This is a genomic window from Pseudomonas sp. S2_E01 (assembly GCF_054668365.1).
On sequence record NZ_CP162762.1, the window covers coordinates 1954840 to 1975851 of the forward strand.

Below are 21012 nucleotides of genomic sequence, written 5' to 3' on the forward strand. Positions count from 1 at the left end.
TCTGGGCAGGCTCAGCCTGCGGTGCCAATGGCGACGACGGGCGCGGCCTGGGAACGGACCCGGGCCATCACCAGTGCAGCGACCAGGTTCAGGGCGGCGAGGACGAACAGGCCGTACTCCAAATGCCCGCTGGCCTGCTTGATCCAACCCATCATGAACGGGCTGGCGTAGCCGCCGAGGTTGCCGACGGTGGTCATCAGGGCGATGCCGACGCCGGTGGCGGCGCCGGTCAGCAGCGTGCCGGGGATGGCCCACAGCACGTTGAATGCCGACAGGCTGCCGGCCATCGCCACGCACAGGCTGAACAGACACAACACCGGCTGATTGTGGAACGTCGCGCTCATGGCCAGGCCCAGGCACGCGGCGAGGATCGACAGGGAGGCGTGCCAGCGGCGTTCGCGGGTGCGGTCCGAATGCTTGCCGACGATCAGCATGCACACCGAGCCTACGGCAAACGGTATGGCCGACAGCAGGCCGGTCTGCAACAGCGTCTGTTCACCCAGGTTGCGGATGATCTGCGGCAGCCAGAACGACACGCCGTAGGTGCCGCACAACAGAGCAAAGTTGACGAACACCAGGCACCACAACGCGCGATGGCGAAAGGCACTGCGCAAGGTGTGGGTGGCGCCGGCCTGCTCGTGCTCCTTGCGCTGGCGGTCGAGGTCGGCCACCACCTTGGCGTTCTGCGCGGCGCTGAGCCAGCGAACCTTGCCCGGACGGTCATCGAGGTAGAAGAACACCACGATGCCGAGGACCACCGCCGGCAGGCCTTCGAGCAAAAACAGCCATTGCCAGCCGGCCAGGCCGTGCATGCCGGCGAAGGTCTGCATGATCCAGCCCGACAGCGGCCCGCCGATCACACCGGCGAACCCCACGCCCAGGCTCAGGCAGGCCAAACCCTGTGATTGCGCGTACGACGGCAGCCAGTAGGTCAGGTACAGCACGATGCCAGGATAGAAGCCGGCCTCGGCCACCCCCAGCAGAAAACGCAGGATGTAGAACGACGTGGGGCTGGAGACGAACATCATCGAAGTGGAGATGATGCCCCAGACCACCATGATCCGCGCGATCCACAAACGTGCGCCGACGCGCTGCAGCATCATGTTGCTGGGGATCTCGAACAGACAGTAGCCGAGGAAGAACACCCCGGCGCCGAAGCCGAAGGCCATGTCGCTCAGGCCCACGTCGGCGGCCATCTGCAATTTGGCGAAACCGACGTTGACGCGGTCAAGGAAGGCCACGACATAGAGCACGAAAAGGAACGGCAAGATGCGCCAGGCGATGCGGTTGTACAGCGAGCAATCCTGATCGCTGACAAAGGTAGTGCGAGAAATGAGATTCATCAGAGGCTCTCTGGAATTATCGGGCCGTCTGCGCATAACGCAGGCGGCAATGCTTTTCTGGGCAGCGAGCGGTAAAACGGGTCTTCGCTATTTTGTTTTTATCTGCGAAACGTTGTTTCTCTGAGTGGTTGCGATAGTAAGAAGCCCTCCGAGTGGCTGTCAAGGGGTGGCGGGATGAATGGGGCAACGGCTTGCGTTGCCCCAGGGGTTAGCGGCGGGATAGGGATCGCGACAGCAACAGCAGCACAGTGGCGAACAGCACCATGATGGTCGCGGCGGCCAGCAGCACCGGACTCAAGGCCTCGCGGGCGGTGGTGAACATTTCCCTCGGTAGCGTGCGTTGATCGGGCCCGGCCAGGAACAGCGTCACCACCACTTCATCCAGCGAAGTGGCGAAGGCGAACAGGGCGCCCGAGACCAGGCCCGGCGAAATCAACGGCAAGGTCACCTGGCGCAATGTGACCCAGGGTGTCGCGCCCATACTGGCTGCCGCCCACAACAGCCGCTGGTTGAGACCGCCCAGCGCGGCGCCGACGTTGACGATGACGAAGGGCACCGCCAGTGTCGTGTGCGCCAGCACCAGCCCCAAGTAGCTGCGGGTCAGGCCGGCACTGGAGAACACGAAGTACATGCCGACGCCGACGATCACCGCCGGCACGATCATCGGCGCGATCAGTAGCACTTCAATCACGCGCTTGCCAGGCATGGAAGGATGACGCAGGCCGAGCGCCGCCAGGCCGCCGAGCAACACCGCCAGGGCGGTGCTGGTGAGGGCGATGGCAAAGCTGTTGGCCAGCGCGCCCAGCCATTGGCTGGAGCCGAAGAACTGCTCGTACCAGTGCAGGGTGAAGCTGCCCAGCGGCAGCGACATGTAGCGGTTGTCGCTGAACGACAGCGGCAAGACCACCAGAATTGGCAGCAGCAGGAATGCCAGCACCAGCACGCCACTGAGCGACAGGCCGAGGTTACCGAACCAGGCCAGTGGCCCGCGGTTGGGGTTGCGGATCATCGTTTGGCTCCTTCATGGCCGCGCCGGGCCAGGTGCGCCTGGACCAGATAAAGCAGGGTGGTGGCCACCAGCAATATCAAGCCAAGGGCCGAGGCCAGTCCCCAGTTGAGGGTGCCGGTGGTGAATTGGGCGATGTAGAAGCTGATCATCTGGTCGGCCGGCCCGCCGAGCAGCGCGGGGGTGATGTAGAAGCCCAAGGTGACGATGAACACCATCAGTGCGCCAGCCGCCAGGCCGGGCAACACCTGCGGCAGGTAGACCTGGAAGAACACCCGCAATGGCCGAGCGCCCATGGAATAGGCCGCCTGCACCAGCAGGCGATTACAGCCGGCCATGGCGGCCAGCAGTGGAAAGACCATGAATGGCAGCATCACGTGGACCAGTGCCAGGATCACCCCGAAGCGGTTGTAGAGCAGGTGCAAGGGGCTGTCGACCAGGCCAAGACGCAGCAGCCACGCGTTGACCAGGCCTTCGTCCTGCAACAGCACCATCCAGGCGGTGGTGCGCACCAGGATCGAGGTCCAGAACGGCAGCAGGATCAACAGCAGCAAGGCATTGCGGGTACGCGGCGTGCGCTTGTCGAGGAAGGCGCACAGTGGAAACGCCAGCAGCACACACACCAGCGTGGTGATCGCCGCAATACCGAAGGTGCGACCCAGGATCGCCCGGTACAGCCCGGCTTCTTCCTTGGCGACCCAACCATCACGGTAGTCGTGCTTGAGGTCCACTGCCGATAGCAGGTGATAACTGCCCACCGGACCTGTTGCGCGTTTGAAGGTCTGCCACGTCGCGTTGTCCAGCCAGCGTGGATCGAGCGCCTGCAACGAGGCCGCCGTGCCGTCCAGTTGCGCCGCTTCGCGCCGGGCCGTGGTCAGCAGGGCGCGCAACGCCGGCGCCTCATAGGCCAGGCGTCGCGCGGCTGCCGCCAGTTCCCGAGGTTGCACCTGGCGCAGGTCCTGCACCAGTGGCGCGAACAGGCGTTCATCCGGCGCCGAGGTGCCGTCCCATTTCGCCACCGCCTGCGCCGTCGCGGGCAACGCCTGGGTCAATTCCGGGTCGGCCACGGCTCGCCACAACAGCGTGCCGATAGGGCCGACGAAGGTCAGCAGCAGGAACAGCACCAACGGTGCCAGCAGGCCATAGGCCTGCCACAGCGCGACGCGGTTCTTGCGCGCCACCACCGGGATGGCGTTGTCTAAGGCGAGAGCACTCATGTGATTCCCCTGGCTCACTTGGCCGCCCAGGTGGTCCATTTGGCATTCAGTTCATCGACGCGGTCGACCCAGAAGTGGTCGTCCAGCACCAGCACGTTGGCGCTGTTCTGGGGCGCACTGGGCGAATCGGCCAAGGCTGCCGGGTCGGTGTCGGCGATGCCCTTGAGCGAGGTGATGCCGGTCGGCTGCAGGGCCGGCCAGCGCTTTTGGTTCTCACCGTCACCCATCACTTTGAGCAGGCCGTAGGCCTTGTCGACGTTCGGCGAGTTGGCGAGGATGGCCCAGCTGTCCATGGTTTGCAGTGACTGGTTCCACACCAGCCCGAACGGTTTGTGGTCCTGGCGGATGGCATTGGTCACCCGGCCGTTGTAGGAGGTGGTCATCGCCACCTCACCAGAGGCCAGAAGTTGCATGGGCTGGCCACCGGCCTTCCAGAACAGCAACTGGCCCTTGATGCTGTCGAGCTTGTGAAAGGCGCGCTCGACACCGCCGGGCGTGCCGAGGGTCTTGTAGACGTCGGCCGGGGCCACACCGTCGGCCATCAGGGCGATTTCCAGGTTGCCCTTGGGGCCCTGGCGCAGGGCGCGTTTGCCGGGGAAGGTGGCGGTGTCGAAGAAATCGCTCCAGCCGGTGGGCGCGCGCTTGAGTTTGCTGGTGTCGTAACCGATGACGAAGTTGTAGACCGCATTGCCAATGCCGCAGGTGCTGGTGGCGCTGGGGATGTAGCTGGCCTTGCCGCCGATGCGCGCCACGTCCAGCGGCAGGAACAGGCCTTCTCCACAGCCCAGTTCCAGGTCTTCGCTCTCGACCTGCACCAGATCCCAGCCGCCGTCGTCGCTTTCGGCGCGGGTGCGCAGCAGGCCGATGCCGCCTTCCCAACTGTCGTCGACGACTTTATTGCCGCTGGCCTGAGTGTACGGTTTGAAGAAAATTTCCCGTTGCACGTCCTGATAGGCGCCGCCCCAGGAGGCCACGGTGAGGTCGCGGGCCTGGGCGCCGCTGGCGAGCAGGGCGAGCCCGCAGAGGGTGAGGATGCTGACGCGGTTACGATTGAACATGGTGTGACTCCCAGCCTTTGGAATTGGAATTGGTTGGCAGTGATGCAGGTCGAGCCGAAGCGTTTTTTGTTGTTGTGTTGTCGTGCAAAAAAAATCAGCGCAGCACCATGGCCTGTTCCGTCGGCACGGCCAGGGCCAGGCTTTCGCCGGGTTGCGGGGCCGCGCGACCGAGATTGACCGGGTTGCAGGACATCGACAGCTGCGCACCCCCGACCATGCGCAGACGCAGGCGGCTGTGGGCACCGTGGAAAATGCTGTCGATCACCTGCACGCTGAGCGCCGGTTCACCGGGTGCGGCCAGGCGCAGGTTCTCCGGACGAATCGCCAGTGCCGCGCGATCGCCGGGGACGAGACTGGCATCGGCGCAGCACGCCTCATGCACGCTGCCATCTTCTTCCAGGCGCACCTTGGCGTGGCTGGCCGTGCGGGCGATCACCGTGCCTTCGAGCAGGTTGGTCTCGCCCAGAAAATTGGCCACGAAGCGAGTCGAAGGCTGTGTGTAGAGCAAGTGCGGCGCGTCGATCTGGGCGATCTTGCCTTCGTTGAACACCGCCACCCGGTCGGACAGGGTCATGGCTTCGTCCTGGTCATGGGTGACGTAGACGAAGGTGATGCCCAGTTGTTTGTGGATGGCCTTGAGTTCCAGCTGCATGTGTTCGCGCAGCGCCTTGTCGAGTGCGCCGAGCGGTTCGTCCATCAGCAGGATGCGCGGGCGATAGACCAACGCCCGGGCCAGCGCGACCCGTTGCTGCTGCCCGCCCGACAACTGCCCGGGGCGCCGGTCCTCGAAACCTTCCAGGCGCGCCAGGGCCAGCGCTTCGCTGACCCGCGCGCGAGCCTCGGCGGCCGGCACCTTGCGCAGGTTCAAAGGGAACGCCACGTTCTGCGCCACGCTCATGTGCGGGAACAGCGCGTAGCTCTGGAACACCACGCCCATGTCGCGCTTGTAGGCGGGCAGGGCGCTGATGTCCTGGCCATCCATGAGGATGCGCCCGCGGTCCGGGGCGTCGAAGCCGGCGAGCATCATCAGCGTGGTGGTCTTGCCCGAACCGCTGGGTCCGAGCAGCGACAGGAACTCGCCCTGGCGAATGTCCAGGTCAAGGTTGTCGACCACCCAGCTGCGCTCGTCGTAGGTTTTGTACACCCCGTCGAAACGCACCACGGTGGCGGCGCTGGCCGGCGCGGCGGCAGGGTCCTGCGATAGCGGCATGGCGACCTCGGGCTGTGGGCGCAAGGACTGGGCGATCATGGCCGCACACCTGCAAGGACTCCATCCAATGCCTGGGCCACTGCCTTGAGAATAGTATGAATCTGGTCGGCATTGACGATCAGCGGCGGCGCCATCACCAGGGTGTCGCCCAGGGCGCGCAGCAGGATGCCGTTGCGTTGCAGCACGTTGCTGACCTGTTGGGCGATCTTCAGCTCGGCCGCGAAGGGTTCCCGACTGTGCTTGTCGGCGACGAATTCCAGGGCGGCCATCAGGCCGATGCCGCGCACTTCACCCACCAATGGATGATTGGCCAGTGCACGCAGGCCAGCCTGGAACGCCGGGGCCACTTCGCGTACATGGGCGACGATGTCCAGCTCGTCGTACAGGCGCAGGGTTTCCAGCGCCACGGCCGCTGCCACCGGATGGCCGCCGTAGGTGTAGCCATGGCCGAGGCCGCCGAGAGCCTGGCTCTGGTCGGCGATGACCTGGTAGATCCGGTCGCTGACCAGCAAAGCGGAGATCGGCTGGAACGCCGCCGACAGGCCTTTGGCGCAGGTCAGCATGTCGGGCTCGATGCCCATCGCGTCACATCCCCAGTAATGACCGGTTCGGCCAAAACCGCAGATGACTTCGTCGGCGATCATCAGGATGTCGTACTTGCGCAGCACCGCCTGGACCTTGGCGAAATACCCGGCCGGCGGCACGATCACGCCGCCCGTGCCCATGATCGGTTCGGCGAAGAACGCGCCGATGGTCTCAGGGCCCGCTTGCAGGATGGTTTGCTCAAGCTCCTCGGCCAGGCGAGTGGCGAACGCTTCTTCGGTCTCACCGGGCAAACCTTGGCGGTAGAGATGCGGGCAGCGCACGTGGATCACATCGGCCAGCGGTTCGCCCCAGCCTTTGTGCATGTTCGGCAAACCGGTGAGGCTGGCGGCGGCGAGGGTGGTGCCGTGGTAGCTGCGCTGGCGCGCGATCAGCCGATGTTTGCCCGGCTTGCCGATGGCGGTGTGGTAGTAGCGCACGAACTTGATCGCGGTATCGACCGCCTCGGAGCCGGAGCTCTGGAACACCACCTTGTTCAGTCCTTTGGGAGCATGGGCGACCAGCTCGGCGGCGAGGTTGGCGGCCGGGCCATGGCTGCGGTGGGCGAAGGTCTGCTGATAGGGCAACTTGAGCATCTGCGCGTGGGCGGCATCGGCCAGGCGCGGTTGGCTGAAGCCCAAAGTGGCGCACCAGAGTCCGGACATGCCCTCGATGTAACGCTGGCCGTTTTCGTCGAACACGTAGATGCCTTCGCCACGTTCGATCACCAATGGGCCAACCTGCTCGTGCAGGCGCAGGTTGGTCTGGGGGTGAAGGTGGTAAGCGATATCACGCTGGGCCAGAGCCGAGCCTTGGGCATTCATGGGCGTAGTTCCTCTTGTTAAATTCGTAAGCGTATGCGGGACGTGGTTTCATTTTTACGATCTAACTGGATGTCCGTCAAATGTTTTCTGTTTCGCTGATAGAAAAACTGTTTCGCAGAAAAGACCGTCATGAGGGGTGATTTTCCTTTCTTCGCCTTTTTCCTTTTTGAATCAATAGGTTCGGTATTAAAGGTTTGATCGGGTGTGTGCTCGGTTGGATGACTGCCGCTTGTCAGCGACACCAGCCTGAGCGATATTCACGGAATTGCGTTGTTTCGCCTATGCGAACGGCGAGCACGAAAAGGAGACAACAACAATGAGTGAAGAAACCGGGAAGGGGGGTGTCAGGTCGGTCCAACTGGCGTTCGATGTGCTCGAACGCGTGGCCGGGGCCGACGGCGAGATGGGCGTCAGCGAACTGGCGAGCCAGTTGAACACCACCAAGGGATCGGTGTTCCGCCACCTCAAAACCCTGGTCGAGCGGGGCTACCTGACGCAGAACCCGCAGACCTCGCGTTATCGCCTGGGCATCCAGGCGTTTGTGCTGGGGCGCATCGCGGCCAACGGCATCGATTTGCTAAGCGCGTCCACCGACGCCATTCGTGACCTGCGTGAAGAATTGGGCCTGACGGTGGTGCTGTCGGCGCTGCAAGGGCGCCGACTGGTGGTGGTCGATACACAACTGGGCAAGTCATCGCTGGAGATCGGCGTGCGGACCGGCACCGAATTGCAGCTGCATTGCAACGCCCAGGGCAAGGTCGCGCTGGCGTTCTCAAGGCAGTTGAATATCGAACAGGCCATGGCGGCGGGCCTGGAGGCCATCACGTCGTACACCGTCACCGATCCCAAGGTGTTGCAGCGCCAGGTCAGTGAGACGCGCAGCCAGGGCTGGGCATCCGCGATAGAGGAGGAGACGCTGGGTGTCTCTGCCTTGGCAGCGCCGGTTTTGGGCATCGACGGCGAACTGCTCGGCACACTCGCGCTGGTGGCGACGGTGCAGCATATCGGTCGGGAGATTGACCCCGGCCAGGTGCGCGCGTTGAAAATGGCGGCGTTGCGGGCTTCATGGAATTTGGGGTTCAAGGGGGAATTCTTGACCGATTGAGATTTCGCCCAAGCCACCCCGGCGGCAGGTCAACCGTATGGGCTGGGCTGGCCGGTGCCTGTATGAGAGGGCACTACATGCCCGTTTTTGAAACCCGGTCCAGATCAGCGGGGCCAGGTTCTGCAAGGTTGTGCTCAGACGCTATCTGTCGCCAGACGGCGTGGTCGTTGGCCATCTGTGTTTCAAGGGGTGAGTCGATGGCAGGGAAGGGCGCGGCAGCCAGGCCAAAATAATCGGCAATCCTGCTCCACTTCCAGCGGAACACATCGCCATCGGTGACGTTAAACGCCTGGTTGGCCGCGCTGGGCGTCGTTGCGGCCCATAGCTGCTGTTTGGCCAGTTGCCCCGCGTCGGTCATGTCGGTCAGGCTGTCCCATTGCACCCTGGAACCGGGGAACACGAACGGGCGACCGGTGTGTTTGCAAATCTTTTCCGAGTTCATTGCGCGAAATGTCAGCGTCGTCTCATGCTGTGCTCACGCGTTCCACGTTGATCTTGCGCCATGCGCCCTCGGCGAAGCTGTAGACCGAAAAGGCGATCAGCCCGACGGCCATCAACAGCAGCACCCACTCACCAGCAGGTAGATTCTGCAACGCATTGAGTGCTTCCTTCATGCCCGGCGGGTCGACCGCCTTGTAGTTGGAGCCACTCAACGCCAGCAACAGGGCTATCTCGATAAAGACAACGCCACGGGCGATAAGACCGATTCGTGAAACAGGCCGCACGTACTGCATAACCTCTTCGTCTGCCTCGAAATACTTCTCGAAAGACGCTTTCCAGCCCTTGATGATGTGGGCGATGCCTACGCCCAGAGGGACGAGCGCGATGAGGTAGATCAGCAGGTTTGAATGGTCCCAGGACAATGCATGTGCCAGCAGGTCCTTGGTCTGGCCACCTCCCGAATCCCCCGAGCGCTTGATCCCGCTGACGAGCAGACCCAAGGCAAAACACGCCAACGCTCCATTGACCAGGCCACCGGCCAAGAGGCCGGAGCGGATAACCCATCCCTTCATTTGGGTGCCGTGGCCATCCACGTCGCGAACCGCTTGTATGACTCGCCATAAGGCAAATGCAAACAAACCTGCCACCACCAGCCCAACCAAAACATAGCCAAAGGGTTGGCTTAACAACGCTTCGAGGCTCTTCTTGCTGTCTTTTGGTCGGGTGGCATCGAGCGCGGCGAGCAGTGCGAATACTCCAATGATGAGGTAAAGAGCGCCCCGAGCCGCGTATCCGACTCGTGCAAGCATGACGAGGCTTTTTTGTGTGGACATGAAGTCAGCTTTCCAATGGTTGATACAGCAGAAGACCCGCTTGGCTGGAAGGGGTTCTATTGGATCATTCGTTGGATCACGCCATGGGCGAGCAGGCGCGGGCAGCCGGCCTTTTGGCCAAGGACCACAAGCCGGCAGTTGTCGGAGAGAGCCAGGGCGTGGAGCCCTGGCAAACAGCAGAGGTCATTTTTTCTTTTTTGCCGGCTTGTCGGACTTGTCTGATTTCTTCGCCTTGTCAGGCTTGCTGTCAGCTTTTTTTGCAGTTTTTTTGGGTTCGGCGTCTTTTTTCTTATCCTTCTTGTCGGAGGATTTTGAAAGCGCTGAGGCTGCCGCTGATTTCTTCGCCGGCGATGCTTTCTTGTCCTTCAAATCCTTGCTGGCTTTCGAAGCTTTACCTTCGCTTTTCTTCTCGTCTTTAGCCACGTTGACCACCTCTCGGAGTGTGCCGGTATTGGCGCAATGCCTGTGGAATTTTCCAGAGGCTGATCGTTAGGCGAGCGCCTTCCGGCGCGGTTCAAACTATTTATGCGCCCGCGCGGCCTCAATACCCGTGATCACGCTGAATCAGTCCTTGCATGGGCTCGCCCCTTTGCTGGCGACGGATATTGGCCAGCAACCCCTCGAATGCACTATGCGGCGCAGTCATCGCGCCGACGTGGGGGGTCAGCCAAATCTGCGGGTGTCGCCAGAAGGGGTGATCGGGTGATGGCGGTTCGGCATCGAGCACGTCGAGTAGGGCGTGGCTCACCTGGCCGCTATCCAGTGCCACGAGCAAATCATCTTCGATCAGGTGACCGCCCCGACCGAGGTTGATCAGGCTGGCGCCGCTTGGCAGGGCGGCCAACGTCGTTGCATTGAGGATCCCCCGGGTGTCGTCGGTCAGTGGCAACAGGCAGATCAAGATGTCGCACTGGCCGAGAAATTGGGCGAGCTGGTCGTTGCCCGCATGGCAGTGCACGCCATCGAGGTTTTTTTGCGAGCGCGCCCAGCCATGCAGTTCGAAGCCGAACGGCCGCAGGCTGTCCAGCACGGCAATACCGAGGTTGCCCAGGCCCATGACGCCGACGCGCCGCTGCGCAGCTGGGGTCAGCAGGTGGTCCTGCCACTGCTTGGCCCGCTGTTGTTGCAGGTACAAGGGGATCTGCCTGTGCAGGCTCAACACGGCGAAGCAGGCGTACTCGACGATACCTTGTGCGATGCCGGGGTCGAGCATGCGCACCACCTTGATAGGCCCTGGCAGTTCGCCGAGTTCGAACTGATCGACGCCTGCGGAAGTGGCGAAAATCACTTCGAGGTTGGGAAAGCGCTCATGCAGTTTCTGTGGCGGTTGCCAGGCGGCGAAATAGCGTACTTGTGAGGGGTCGCCAATGTCCGGCCACAGGCGTACCTCGATGTCGGGCGCGTGGTCTGCGAACAAGGATTTCCAGGCCGCGCCACGGTCATCGTCAACTTTGAAGAGCAGGGCCATGGTGTGTCTCGCAATGCGCTGGGTAGGTGTTCTCACGGTGCCAAAATTCCACGCAACAATCTTCCGAATCACGGGCCGTGAACGGAAGATTGCACGTTATTTGGCGGGTCAGACCGCAGCCGCGATGGCCTTGCCCAGTGACTCGGTGTTGCCGGTGCCGCCAATGTCGGCCGTCAGCGGTGCATCCTGCGGGCCCATCGCCAGGACTGTCTCGATGGCGGTCAGTACGGCAGCGCCCGCCTCCGGGTGGCCGAGGTGTTCGAGCATCATCGCGCCGCACCAGATCTGCCCGATCGGGTTGGCGATGCCTTTGCCGGCGATGTCCGGCGCCGAACCGTGCACCGGTTCGAACAGGCTGGGGAAATTGCGCTCCGGGTTGATGTTGGCGGACGGCGCGATACCGATGGTGCCCGTGCAGGCGGGGCCCAAGTCGGAGAGGATGTCGCCGAACAGGTTGCTCGCCACCACCACGTCGAACCAGTCCGGGTGCAGGACGAAGTTCGCGGTGAGGATGTCGATGTGGTACTTGTCGACTTTCACCTCGGGGTACTTGTTGCCCATGTCGGCGACGCGCTCGTCCCAGTACGGCATGGTGATCGCGATGCCGTTGGATTTGGTGGCCGAGGTGAGGTGCTTCTTCGGACGGCTCTGGGCCAGGTCGTAGGCGAACTTGAGGATGCGGTCGACGCCGACACGTGTCATCACGGTTTCCTGCAGGACGATCTCGCGGTCGGTGCCGGGGAACATCTTGCCGCCAACGCTGGAGTATTCGCCCTCGGTGTTTTCCCGCACCACCCAGAAGTCGATGTCACCGGGCTTGCGATTGGCCAGCGGCGCCTTGACGCCGGGCATCAGGCGGCAAGGGCGCAGGTTGACGTATTGGTCGAACTCGCGGCGAAACTGCAACAGTGAGTCCCACAGGGAAATGTGGTCGGGCACTACGTCCGGCCAGCCCACGGCGCCGAAGTAGATCGCGTCATAGCCCTTGAGAATGTCGAACCAGTCGTCGGGCATCATCTTGCCGTGGGCGAGGTAGTAATCGGCGCTGGCGAAATCGAACCAATCCCATTGCAGCGCCAGGTTGTGTTTGGCGGCGACGGCGTCGAGCACGCGCACGCCTTCGGGCATGACTTCCTTGCCGATACCGTCGCCGGGGATTACTGCAATCTTGTACTGGGCTTTGCTCATGGCTTCGACTCCTGGGAATGAGGGGGATCGGTTGCCAGTCTATGCAGTCTGCCTGTATTAATAATTAGCCTTGCGCGAAAGCCATTATTAGCTTTTAGGAAAGAAACGGTGACGATGATCGATGACTTGAGTTTCTTCCAACAGGTGGCCACACGCGGCAGCCTCACTGAAGTGGCGCGGCACCTGGGCCTGTCATTGCCGGCGGTGAGCAAGCGCCTGAGCCAGCTTGAGGCGCGGCTTGGCGTGCAGTTGCTGGCGCGCACCACGCGCCGGTTGTCGCTGACGCCGGAAGGTACGTTGTACCTGGAAGGAGGGCGACCGATCCTGCGGCAGCTGGAAGAACTGGAAAGTGCGCTCGACAGCCGGCAGCCGACGTTGCAGGGGCTGCTGCGAATCAACGGCACCCTGGGTTTCGGTCGCCAACACTTGGCGCCGTTGGTGTCCAGCTTCGCCCGCCTGCACCCGCAACTGGAACTTTCCCTGGAACTGTCCAGCCAGCCGTCGAGCCTGCTCGATGATCAATTCGACATCAGCGTCTGCATGGGCGAACCACCTGATTCGCGTCTGATCGCGGTACGCCTGCTGGAGAATCCGCGCATCCTCTGTGCCTCACCTCAATACCTTGAGGCTATGCCTGAACTGACTTCAGTGGCCGACCTGGAACAGCATAACTGCATCGTGCTACGCCAGTTCGGCAGTGACTACGCCATCTGGCGGTTCCGCAAGGATGGCCGGGATTACGCCCACAAGGTCAGCGGCACCCTGTCGAGCAACGATGGCGAGGTGGCTTTGCGTCTGGCCCTCGACGGGCATGGATTGATCCTGCGTTCACGCTGGAACGTTGAGGAGCACTTGCAAAGCGGGCGCCTCAAGGCTGTGCTGGAGGATTATCAGGCGCCCAGGGCGGATGTCTATGCTGTGTATCAGCATCGCCGGCACATTCCACAACGAATCTCGGTATTCGCCCGGTATCTGGCGCAGGAGCTGGCCCGGCGCTTGCCGTTTGCGGCGCCCAAGTGAACGTGCAGTGGGTGGATGACCTACCATGATCTGAAGTTATGCAGGTCCTGACTATTCGTGCATTGCCGGGGGGTGTCATGCTCTTGTAACGTGAAATTGTCCCGCTCGGTCGAACAATAAAATCAAACCTGAGCAAAGCACCTGAGGTGCAGGGTGTTCAGTCGAGGTTTTTAGCGCTGCCGAATTAATCTACGTCCAGGATGATTTGCCATGAAAACCTTGTCTGTTGCTCAAGCGTTCGGTTCCGTCATTTCCCTGTTGAGCCTTTCGGTGGCGTGCGCCATGCCGGCCATGGCCGACCAGATCACCTTCGTCTCCCAGGGCGGCACGTACCAGGAGGCGCAAACCAAAGCCATCCTCGACCCGGCCGCCAAAATACTCAACATGACCATCAAGCAGGACAGTGCGCCCGACGCCTGGCCCATGGTCAAGGCCCAAGGTGAAGCGAAAAAACCGGTGTGGGACGTGATCGACACGCCGCCCTCCAACTGCGTGCGTGGCGGTAACGAGGGGCTGATCGAACCCCTGGACCTGAGCAAGATGCCCAACGTGCAAAAAATGCCGGACGCTTATCGCACCCCGTACTCGGTGGCCTACGAGTTCTATTCGTCGGTCATTGGCTACAACAAAAAGAATCTGAAAAAAGTGCCGCAGACCTGGGCCGAGTTCTGGGACGTGAAGAACTTCCCGGGTGTGCGTGCCCTGCGTAACGATCCGATGAGCACCCTGGAGGCGGCGTTGCTCTCCGACGGCGTGCCGCGCGACAAACTCTACCCGCTGGATGTTGATCGCGCGTACAAGCGACTTGAACAGATCAAGCCCAATATTGCCGTGTGGTGGACTTCCGGTGGCCAGTCGGCGCAATTGCTCGCCGACGGCGAGGTCGACATGCTGATGATCTGGAACGGTCGCGCCAGCGCCGTGCAAAAAAGCAACCCGGACGTGGCGTTCACCTACAACGACGGCCTGCTGCAAAACACCCAGTTGTGCATCCTGAAAAACGCGCCCAATTACGCAGCGGCCGTCAAGTTCGTCAACGAAGCTTTATCGCCAGACCTGCAAGCCAACCTGCCGCTTTACATCGACTACGGCCCGGGTAACCCGGCGGCGTTCGACACCGGAAAAATCACCGCCGAGCGCGCCAAGGAGCTGCCAAGTGCTCCGGACAACGCAGCGAAGCAGGCGCTGATGTCGGAAGAATGGTGGGCATCGGCTGCGGGTATTGCCGCCAAGGATCGCTGGCTCAAATTCGTTCAGTGAGGTCCGGATGATCGATTACCTGATCCTGGGTGGCGGCTCGGCGGGCTGTGTGCTCGCCGCCCGGCTCTCGGAAGATCCAGACAAACAGGTGTGCCTGATCGAGGCCGGACGTGATATCTCGGGGCAGAGCATGCCGCCCGAGATTCGTGCCCGCTACCCGGGGCGCGCCTATCTGGATGTGAGCAATATCTGGCAGCGCTTGACGGCGCTGATGGGCACCCGGGCCAATGCCACACGGCGTTACGAGCAGGCACGTATCCTGGGTGGGGGCTCGGCGATCAATGCGCTGATGACCAACCGTGGTGCACCTGCCGACTATGACGAATGGCAGGCGCTCGGCGCGCAGGGTTGGAGCTGGGAAACGTGCCTGCCGTATTTTCGCAAGCTGGAAAACGATACCGATTTTGCTGCGCCGCAAGACAGGGCGCTGCATGGCAGCGACGGTCCCCTGAGGATTCGGCGCACGCCGGCCGAGCGCCTTTCGCCCTTCGTCAAAGGCGTGATGCAGGTGCTGGGCGGGCGTGGCCTTGAGCACAAGGCCGACCAGAACGGCGCGTGGGAGGAGGGCGTGTTCGTCGGCGCCATAGGTGTCAGCGAACTAGGTGAGCGGATCCCCACGTCGGTCTGTTACCTGACCGACGAGGTGCGCCAGCGCAAGAACCTCACCATCCGCACCCAATGCGTAGTCGATCGGGTGCTGATCAAGGCGGGACGAGCGACGGGGGCACGGATTATCGGTGGCGACGCAGTGGCTGAGTCGTTGCAGGCCCTCGAGGTCATTGTCTGCGCGGGGGCCATTCATAGCCCGGCGGTGTTGTTGCGCAGTGGCATTGGTCCGGCGGATGACCTGGTGACGCAGGGCATTACGCTGGTGGCGGACCGTCCAGGCGTGGGGGGCAACCTCATGGAGCACCCGTCGATTGCGGTGTCGGCGCTGCTCAATCGCGAAGGGCGCACGGCGTTTCCCGAAGAGCACCATGAACAAGCCATTGTGCGGTTTTCTTCAGGGCTGGCGGACACGGTGCCGTGCGACATGCACGGCGCAATCCTGTCGCGATCAGGCTGGCATTCGATTGGCTACCGTTTGGGCACGATGTTTTTCTGGGTCAACAAATCGTATTCCAGGGGGCGTTTGCGCCTGGCCTCCAGTGACCCCCACGAAGAACCCCAGGTGCGTTTCGACATGCTCAATGACGCGCGTGATCTGGAGCGTCTGAAGCAGGCGCTTCGCTTTGGCGCCCAGACGCTGTCGGCACAGGACCTGCAACGTGAATGCAGCGTGGTGTTCCCTTCCAGCTACTCGCCGCGCGTGGCCAAGGTGGCGATGCCCGGCATGTTCAATGCCTTGCAACGGGGCGCATTGAGCCTGTTGCTGGACATCGCCGGGCCGCTGCGGGGCTTGCTGATTCATGGCCTGGTGACGCAGGGCATTACCTTGAAGAAACTGCTGGCTGATGACCAGGCGCTGACCGATTTTGTGCAGCGCAATGTCGGTGGCACCTGGCACCCTTCCGGCACCTGCCGCATGGGGCGCGCCGACGACCCGCAAGCCGTGACGACCGGTGACGCCAGGGTGATCGGCGTCCAGGGGCTGCGGGTGTGTGACGCCTCCCTGATGCCGTCGATTCCCTGTGCGAACACTAACGTGCCGACCCTTATGATCGCCGAACGGGTGGCCGACCTGATCAAGGCCGAGGCGAAGATGTCCAGCGCCAAGACACACACGCTGGAACACCTGTAGGAACGGGGGCTATGCCCCCCAGCCAACGATCCCCTTGACCTCCAGAAACGCCTCGAGCCCCCATTCGGCGTACTCGCGACCATTGCCCGACTGCTTGTAGCCGCCGAACGGTGCGCCACTGTCCCAGTTCGGATAGTTGATGTAGACGCTGCCGGCACGCATTTGCAAGGCAACGTCCCGTGCGCGTGTGCGGTCGGCTGATTGCACGTAGGCGGCCAGGCCAAACACGCTGTCGTTGGCCATGCTCACGGCTTGCGCCTCATTTTCATACGCCTGGATGACCAGCACCGGGCCGAAGATTTCCTCGCGGGCGATGGTCATGTCCTGGGTGACGTTGGCGAAGATCGTGGGCTGCACGTAATAACCCTGGGCCAGATGCTCGGGGCGACCCAGGCCGCCGCACACCAGTTGTGCGCCTTCCTCGATGCCAATGCCGATCAGGCGCTGGATGCTGTCGTACTGGCGTTCACTGATCACCGGCCCCAGGGTTGTGGCCGCCGCGTCCGGGGCGCCGACAACGTGGGCTTGCGCGGCGCGCCGCGCGATGTCCACGGCCTCATCGTGCAAGCGGGCGGGCACCAGCATGCGGGTCGGCGCATTACAGGACTGGCCGCTGTTGCCAAAACAGCTGTTCACGCCGTTGGTCACCGCGGCTTGCAGATCGACGTCGTCGAGCAGAATGTTGGCCGATTTTCCGCCCAGCTCCTGATGCACCCGCTTGACCGTCGGTGCGGCCAGGCGCGCGATTTCGATACCGGCGCGGGTCGAACCGGTGAACGACACCATGTCCACTTGCGGGTGTGCCGACAGGGCGGCACCCACGGTCGGGCCGTCGCCGTTGATCAGGTTGAAGACACCGGGCGGCACGCCAGCCTCGTGCATGACGTCGGCAAACAGCAGGGCGTTGATCGGTGCGATTTCACTCGGCTTGAGCACCATTGTGCAGCCCGCCGCCAAGGCCGGGGCAACCTTGCAGACGACCTGGTTGATCGGCCAGTTCCACGGCGTGATCAGCGCGACCACGCCCACCGGCTCGTGGGTGATCAGCGTGGTGCCACGGTTTTTTTCGAACTCGAAGGTGTCCAGCGTGCGCAGCAGTTGTTCGAGGTGGCGTTTGCCGATCCCGGCTTGCCAGTCATGGGACAAGGCCCTGGGGGCGCCCACTTCCTGGACGATGGCGTCGGCGATCTCGTCGTAGCGTGCCATGAAGGCGTCGAGCACCCGTTTCAGCAGTTGTTTGCGCTGTGCGGGCGAGGTCTGCGCGAAGCCCGCAAACGCGCGTCGGGCCGCCATGACGGCGGAATCGACATCGGTCAGGTCACCCATGGCGATTTCGCCGAAAGGCTGTTCGGTCGCCGGGTTGATCACCGGCAGGCGTTCGCTGCCGTGGGGCTCCACCCAGCGGCCGTCGATGTAAAACTTCAGGGCGTTTTTCATACAGGGGAAGGTCTCGTGCGGGGAGGATGGATGGCGCCGCAAGCACACTAATGGCCCGCGCAGCCCCCCGCCAGAATAGTCGGGGGATTTTGCCGGGGACAATTTACTAATAGTTGGGCCAGGCATAAACTCAAGTCATGTCTAACCTACGTCGAAAAGTCCCCAGCTCCAGTTCCTTGTTCGTCTTCGAAGCGGCAGCCCGTTGTGGCAGCTTCACCCGGGCGGCGGATGAACTGTGTGTCAGCCAACCGGCCGTGAGTCGCATGCTCTCGCGTCTGGAAGAACACCTCGGCGTGCAGCTTTTCGAGCGGGTACGGGGCGGGGCGCGGCTGACTGAGAGCGGCAGCATTTTGTACCGTCGTGTTCAGGAAGGCTTCAGCACCATCGAGTCGGCGATCAGTGAAATCGAAGCCAGGGCGACGGGGATCGAGACCGTGACCCTGTCGGTTTCCACCGCGTTCACCACCCATTGGCTGATGCCGCGCATGAGTCGTTTCAGTCAGCGCTTTCCCACCGTCGACATGCGTTATCAACTGATGTCCGGCAGGATCGGCGGCCCGCTGGTCGACGTTGACCTGGGCATGCGCTATCTGGATGTTGGCAGCCTGAAAGCCACGGATACACTGGTCATTCCTGAAATTACCCTGCCAGTCTGCAGCGCCCAATACCTGGCGGATGTGGTTCAGGCCAAGGGCCGCAAACAGCTGCCGACGCTGATCAGCATGGACAATCAGGATCGTGATTGGGCGGCGGCTTTCGGGACGCCGGGGCGTGCCGACAATGCGCTGGTGTTCTCCGATTATGCGGTGGTGGTGCAGGCCGCATTGCTCGGTCAGGGCATGGCGTTGGGATGGCTGAATGTGGTGTCCAACTCGCTGTGCAAGGGTGAACTGGTGCCTGCGGCCGACGCCTTTCGGGTGCTCTCCCGGCGCTGCTGCCTGGTCGTCCCGGCCAATCGTCCGGTGCGTCCGATCGTCGAAAACGTGCGTGACTGGATCATCGAGGAAATGCGCGAGGACATGTTGAAAATCGATGCGCTTTACCCTCATCTGGGGTTGGCGCAGACCCTGCAATCGACCCATTGAGCATAGGTGCGGCACGCCTGGTAAAAAAACAGTAGGTTATGCCTCTGGGACAGGGCAAAACAGAATATTGCGCGAGAGGGCGGGCAGATAATGGGCCTGTCCAGTCAGTTTCACTCACACGACTTTTCTTGCGGAGCGCCCTATGTCTTTCAAGCAGTTCAAAGCCCTGACGTTTGACGTTGTCGGTACCCTGATCGATTTCGAAGCCGGTATTCTCGCCCACGTCCGTGAAGTCGCGGGTGAAGCAGGCAAGGCCTGCAGCGACGACGACATTCTCAAGGCCTATCGCGAGGCGCGCGCCTCTACGGATTCGGGCTGGTGGCCGGATGACCTGGAGCGTTGCTATCACGTGATCGCCTCCAAGCTGGGCCTGCCGGACAACGACGAGTACGCCAAGGGCCTGGCGCAATCGGTGAAAAACTTCCCGGCGTTCCCTGATTCGGTCGAAGCCCTCAAGCGCCTGCGCAAGCACTTCAAGCTGGTGGCCACCACCAACTCGCAGATCTGGGCCCTGGACTACATGGCCGAAACCCTCGATCAGCCGTTCGATGTGCGCGTCACCGTCGACGACGTGCGTTTCGAAAAACCCGATCCGCAGTTCTTTGCCTACACCCGTGGTGTACTCGCGACCCAGGGCATCCTGTTCGAAAACATCCTGCACGTTGCCCAGAGCCAATACCACGACATTGGCGTGGCCATGCGCCTGGGTTACCAGACTTGCTGGATCGAGCGTCGATTTGCCCAGAAAGGCACAGGCGGCACCCTCGAATCCGAGCGCACCGAGCCGCATTATCACTTCACTTCGCTGGCACAGCTGGCGGACGCGGTCGAGAAAGAACTGGGTTGACCCTCTGGGCGCGCGGGCTCGGAGCCTGGGTGCCCGTCCTTTTTGAGTCGAGAGGCCGGCATGACTGTTCTGAGCTTATGGGCGGCCACCGCCCAACCCGCCCCCGCACTGCAATCGCTGGAAGGCGAGCGGCAATGCGACGTGGTGATCATCGGCGCGGGTTACACCGGCCTCTCGGCCGCGCATCACATCGCCCGCAGTGGCCGCGAGCCGCTCGTTGTCGAGGCCAACACCCTCGCCTGGGGCGCCAGCGGGCGCAATGGCGGCGTGGTGTCACCCAAGTTTCGCGTCGGCTTTCAGACGCTGATGGCGCGCTTTGGCCGCGACACGGCCTTGCAGATGTATCGCACCGGTTACGCCGCCGTCGACAGCCTGGTGGAGATGGTTGACAGTCTGGGTCTGACCGGTGCGCAACTGCACATGGGCGGGCACATTGCGGCGGCGCACAATGTCCACGCGCTGGGAGGCCTTGAGTCCACTGCGAACTGGATCAAGCGTGAAACCGGCGGCACTTCATCGTTCATGATTTCAGCGGGTCAAGTGCGGGAGATGACCGGCTCGACGATTTTTGAAGGTGGCCTGCTGACCCCTAAAGCGGGCGGTATCCAGCCGCTGAATTACGCACGCGGCATGGCTCGAAGCCTGGTCGAGGGCGGCGTGAAAATCTTCATCAACAGCCCGGCCGAACAGGTCACCCGAGAGGGCGAGCGCGTCATCGTGCAAACACCGCAGGGGCGGGTCAGTGCCCGTCAGGTGATCTACGCCACCAATGGTTATTCGGACCAGACCCGCGCCACCGACACGCTGCATCGCCGGCTGATTCCCTTTCGCAGCGCGATCATCGCCACCGAGCCACTGCCGCCGAACCTGCTGGCGCAGATCATGCCGGGCGGGCAGGTGTGTGGGGACACCAAGCGCATGTTGCGCTGGTTCCGGATCATCGGTGATCGACTGATTTTCGGCGGACGCGGCGCGTTCGGCAAGGACGACTCACAAAGCGCATTCGACGATTTGCAGCGCAGTATGGTCGATGTTTTCCCGATCCTGCGTGAACAGAAAATTGCCTATCGCTGGTCCGGCCTTGTCGCGATGACGCTGGACTACCTGCCGCACGCCGGGCAGCTCGATGATCGCAGTTTTTATGCCATCGGCTACAACGGCGGCGGAGTGGCGATGTCGACCTGGATGGGCAAGCAACTGGCCGCCATGACCGCCGGCGAAAAGGTCGAGCTGGGCTTGCTGGCCGGCGAGCATTTCAACCCTATTCCGCTGCATGCCTTCCGGGCGCCGGGCGTGCGCCTGGCGGCGGGCTGGCAGCAGTTCCTGGATGTCATCGGACGATGAGCG

At 62.5% G+C, this 21012-nt stretch carries 18 protein-coding genes and 1 pseudogene; 7 read left to right on the plus strand and 12 right to left on the minus strand.

Annotated features, from left to right (window positions below):
* Positions 1–11: 11 nt before the first annotated feature.
* The 6 genes from AB4O36_RS08950 to AB4O36_RS08975 all read right to left on the minus strand — a co-directional run bounded on the left by AB4O36_RS08950 (position 12) and on the right by AB4O36_RS08975 (position 7240).
* Positions 12–1343, minus strand: a complete 1332-nt coding sequence (locus tag AB4O36_RS08950) for an MFS transporter (protein WP_460123792.1) — start codon at positions 1341–1343, stop codon at positions 12–14.
* A 208-nt stretch (positions 1344–1551) separates the two neighbouring features.
* Positions 1552–2349, minus strand: coding sequence for an ABC transporter permease (locus tag AB4O36_RS08955; RefSeq protein ID WP_460142127.1), 798 nt, complete (start codon positions 2347–2349; stop codon positions 1552–1554).
* Complete coding sequence (locus AB4O36_RS08960; RefSeq protein ID WP_460123795.1) at positions 2349–3566, minus strand: ABC transporter permease; 1218 nt, start codon at positions 3564–3566, stop codon at positions 2349–2351. Before AB4O36_RS08960 ends, AB4O36_RS08955 begins: the two co-directional genes overlap by 1 nt.
* A 14-nt stretch (positions 3567–3580) precedes the next feature.
* Positions 3581–4624 (minus strand): ABC transporter substrate-binding protein, encoded by a 1044-nt coding sequence (locus AB4O36_RS08965; RefSeq protein WP_460141516.1) that lies wholly within the window; start codon positions 4622–4624, stop codon positions 3581–3583.
* A gap of 94 nt (positions 4625–4718) precedes the next feature.
* Positions 4719–5834: an ABC transporter ATP-binding protein gene (locus AB4O36_RS08970; RefSeq protein ID WP_460126663.1), complete on the minus strand. Its 1116-nt coding sequence runs from the start codon at positions 5832–5834 to the stop codon at positions 4719–4721.
* 35 nt (positions 5835–5869) lie between these two features.
* The gene (locus AB4O36_RS08975) at positions 5870–7240 is read right to left on the minus strand and encodes an aminotransferase (protein WP_460141517.1); all 1371 of its coding nucleotides are present in this window, start codon (positions 7238–7240) and stop codon (positions 5870–5872) included.
* Between the two features lie 316 nt (positions 7241–7556).
* On the opposite strand from AB4O36_RS08975, the gene AB4O36_RS08980 reads away from it, so the two are divergent.
* On the plus strand, positions 7557–8345 hold the full coding sequence (locus AB4O36_RS08980; RefSeq protein WP_460123804.1) for an IclR family transcriptional regulator: 789 nt from the start codon (positions 7557–7559) through the stop codon (positions 8343–8345).
* A 91-nt stretch (positions 8346–8436) separates the two neighbouring features.
* Here the strand turns inward: AB4O36_RS08980 and AB4O36_RS08985 are convergent.
* From AB4O36_RS08985 to AB4O36_RS09005, 5 genes and pseudogenes are all read right to left on the minus strand, one after another.
* Positions 8437–8772: pseudogene (locus AB4O36_RS08985) on the minus strand (NAD-dependent dehydratase); the annotation flags it as partial.
* 37 nt (positions 8773–8809) lie between these two features.
* Entirely contained in the window at positions 8810–9619 is an 810-nt protein-coding gene (locus tag AB4O36_RS08990; RefSeq protein WP_460123807.1) for a DUF1206 domain-containing protein, read from the minus strand.
* A 183-nt stretch (positions 9620–9802) separates the two neighbouring features.
* Positions 9803–10051, minus strand: a complete 249-nt coding sequence (locus tag AB4O36_RS08995) for a hypothetical protein (RefSeq protein WP_460123810.1) — start codon at positions 10049–10051, stop codon at positions 9803–9805.
* A gap of 109 nt (positions 10052–10160) precedes the next feature.
* A complete protein-coding gene (locus AB4O36_RS09000) occupies positions 10161–11087 on the minus strand; it encodes a 2-hydroxyacid dehydrogenase (RefSeq protein WP_460123813.1) in 927 nt (308 codons plus the stop codon).
* Between the two features lie 108 nt (positions 11088–11195).
* Positions 11196–12275, minus strand: a complete 1080-nt coding sequence (locus tag AB4O36_RS09005; RefSeq protein ID WP_460141518.1) for a tartrate dehydrogenase — start codon at positions 12273–12275, stop codon at positions 11196–11198.
* 108 nt (positions 12276–12383) lie between these two features.
* Here AB4O36_RS09005 and AB4O36_RS09010 point away from each other — a divergent pair, with 108 nt between their 5' ends.
* From AB4O36_RS09010 to AB4O36_RS09020, 3 genes are all read left to right on the plus strand, one after another.
* Positions 12384–13295 (plus strand): LysR substrate-binding domain-containing protein, encoded by a 912-nt coding sequence (locus AB4O36_RS09010; RefSeq protein ID WP_460123819.1) that lies wholly within the window; start codon positions 12384–12386, stop codon positions 13293–13295.
* 210 nt (positions 13296–13505) lie between these two features.
* Positions 13506–14555, plus strand: a complete 1050-nt coding sequence (locus AB4O36_RS09015; protein WP_460123822.1) for an ABC transporter substrate-binding protein — start codon at positions 13506–13508, stop codon at positions 14553–14555.
* A gap of 7 nt (positions 14556–14562) precedes the next feature.
* Positions 14563–16296 (plus strand): GMC family oxidoreductase, encoded by a 1734-nt coding sequence (locus AB4O36_RS09020; protein ID WP_460141519.1) that lies wholly within the window; start codon positions 14563–14565, stop codon positions 16294–16296.
* A 9-nt stretch (positions 16297–16305) separates the two neighbouring features.
* Here the strand turns inward: AB4O36_RS09020 and AB4O36_RS09025 are convergent, their stop codons facing one another.
* On the minus strand, positions 16306–17733 hold the full coding sequence (locus AB4O36_RS09025; protein ID WP_460141520.1) for an aldehyde dehydrogenase family protein: 1428 nt from the start codon (positions 17731–17733) through the stop codon (positions 16306–16308).
* Positions 17734–17870: 137 nt separating this feature from the next.
* Here AB4O36_RS09025 and AB4O36_RS09030 point away from each other — a divergent pair, with 137 nt between their 5' ends.
* The 3 genes from AB4O36_RS09030 (at position 17871) to AB4O36_RS09040 (ending at position 21009) form a co-directional block, all read left to right on the plus strand.
* Complete coding sequence (locus tag AB4O36_RS09030) at positions 17871–18818, plus strand: LysR family transcriptional regulator (protein ID WP_460141521.1); 948 nt, start codon at positions 17871–17873, stop codon at positions 18816–18818.
* Positions 18819–18960: 142 nt separating this feature from the next.
* A complete protein-coding gene (locus AB4O36_RS09035) occupies positions 18961–19665 on the plus strand; it encodes an HAD-IA family hydrolase (protein WP_460123834.1) in 705 nt (234 codons plus the stop codon).
* 60 nt (positions 19666–19725) lie between these two features.
* Positions 19726–21009: an NAD(P)/FAD-dependent oxidoreductase gene (locus AB4O36_RS09040; RefSeq protein WP_460123837.1), complete on the plus strand. Its 1284-nt coding sequence runs from the start codon at positions 19726–19728 to the stop codon at positions 21007–21009.
* The last annotated feature ends 3 nt before the right edge of the window (positions 21010–21012 follow it).

What these genes read in the sequence shown, in the direction of transcription:
- AB4O36_RS09030 (WP_460141521.1), top strand. Translation starts at nt 17,871, where the DNA reads ATGTCTAACCTACGTCGAAAAGTCCCCAGCTCCAGTTCCTTGTTCGTC.
- AB4O36_RS09005 (WP_460141518.1), bottom strand. Translation starts at nt 12,275, where the DNA reads ATGAGCAAAGCCCAGTACAAGATTGCAGTAATCCCCGGCGACGGTATC.
- AB4O36_RS08960 (WP_460123795.1), bottom strand. Translation starts at nt 3,566, where the DNA reads ATGAGTGCTCTCGCCTTAGACAACGCCATCCCGGTGGTGGCGCGCAAG.
- AB4O36_RS08975 (WP_460141517.1), bottom strand. Translation starts at nt 7,240, where the DNA reads ATGAATGCCCAAGGCTCGGCTCTGGCCCAGCGTGATATCGCTTACCAC.
- AB4O36_RS09040 (WP_460123837.1), top strand. Translation starts at nt 19,726, where the DNA reads ATGACTGTTCTGAGCTTATGGGCGGCCACCGCCCAACCCGCCCCCGCA.
- AB4O36_RS09000 (WP_460123813.1), bottom strand. Translation starts at nt 11,087, where the DNA reads ATGGCCCTGCTCTTCAAAGTTGACGATGACCGTGGCGCGGCCTGGAAA.
- AB4O36_RS08970 (WP_460126663.1), bottom strand. Translation starts at nt 5,834, where the DNA reads ATGCCGCTATCGCAGGACCCTGCCGCCGCGCCGGCCAGCGCCGCCACC.
- AB4O36_RS09025 (WP_460141520.1), bottom strand. Translation starts at nt 17,733, where the DNA reads ATGAAAAACGCCCTGAAGTTTTACATCGACGGCCGCTGGGTGGAGCCC.
- AB4O36_RS09035 (WP_460123834.1), top strand. Translation starts at nt 18,961, where the DNA reads ATGTCTTTCAAGCAGTTCAAAGCCCTGACGTTTGACGTTGTCGGTACC.
- AB4O36_RS08965 (WP_460141516.1), bottom strand. Translation starts at nt 4,624, where the DNA reads ATGTTCAATCGTAACCGCGTCAGCATCCTCACCCTCTGCGGGCTCGCC.
- AB4O36_RS09015 (WP_460123822.1), top strand. Translation starts at nt 13,506, where the DNA reads ATGAAAACCTTGTCTGTTGCTCAAGCGTTCGGTTCCGTCATTTCCCTG.
- AB4O36_RS08990 (WP_460123807.1), bottom strand. Translation starts at nt 9,619, where the DNA reads ATGTCCACACAAAAAAGCCTCGTCATGCTTGCACGAGTCGGATACGCG.
- AB4O36_RS09020 (WP_460141519.1), top strand. Translation starts at nt 14,563, where the DNA reads ATGATCGATTACCTGATCCTGGGTGGCGGCTCGGCGGGCTGTGTGCTC.
- AB4O36_RS08980 (WP_460123804.1), top strand. Translation starts at nt 7,557, where the DNA reads ATGAGTGAAGAAACCGGGAAGGGGGGTGTCAGGTCGGTCCAACTGGCG.
- AB4O36_RS08950 (WP_460123792.1), bottom strand. Translation starts at nt 1,343, where the DNA reads ATGAATCTCATTTCTCGCACTACCTTTGTCAGCGATCAGGATTGCTCG.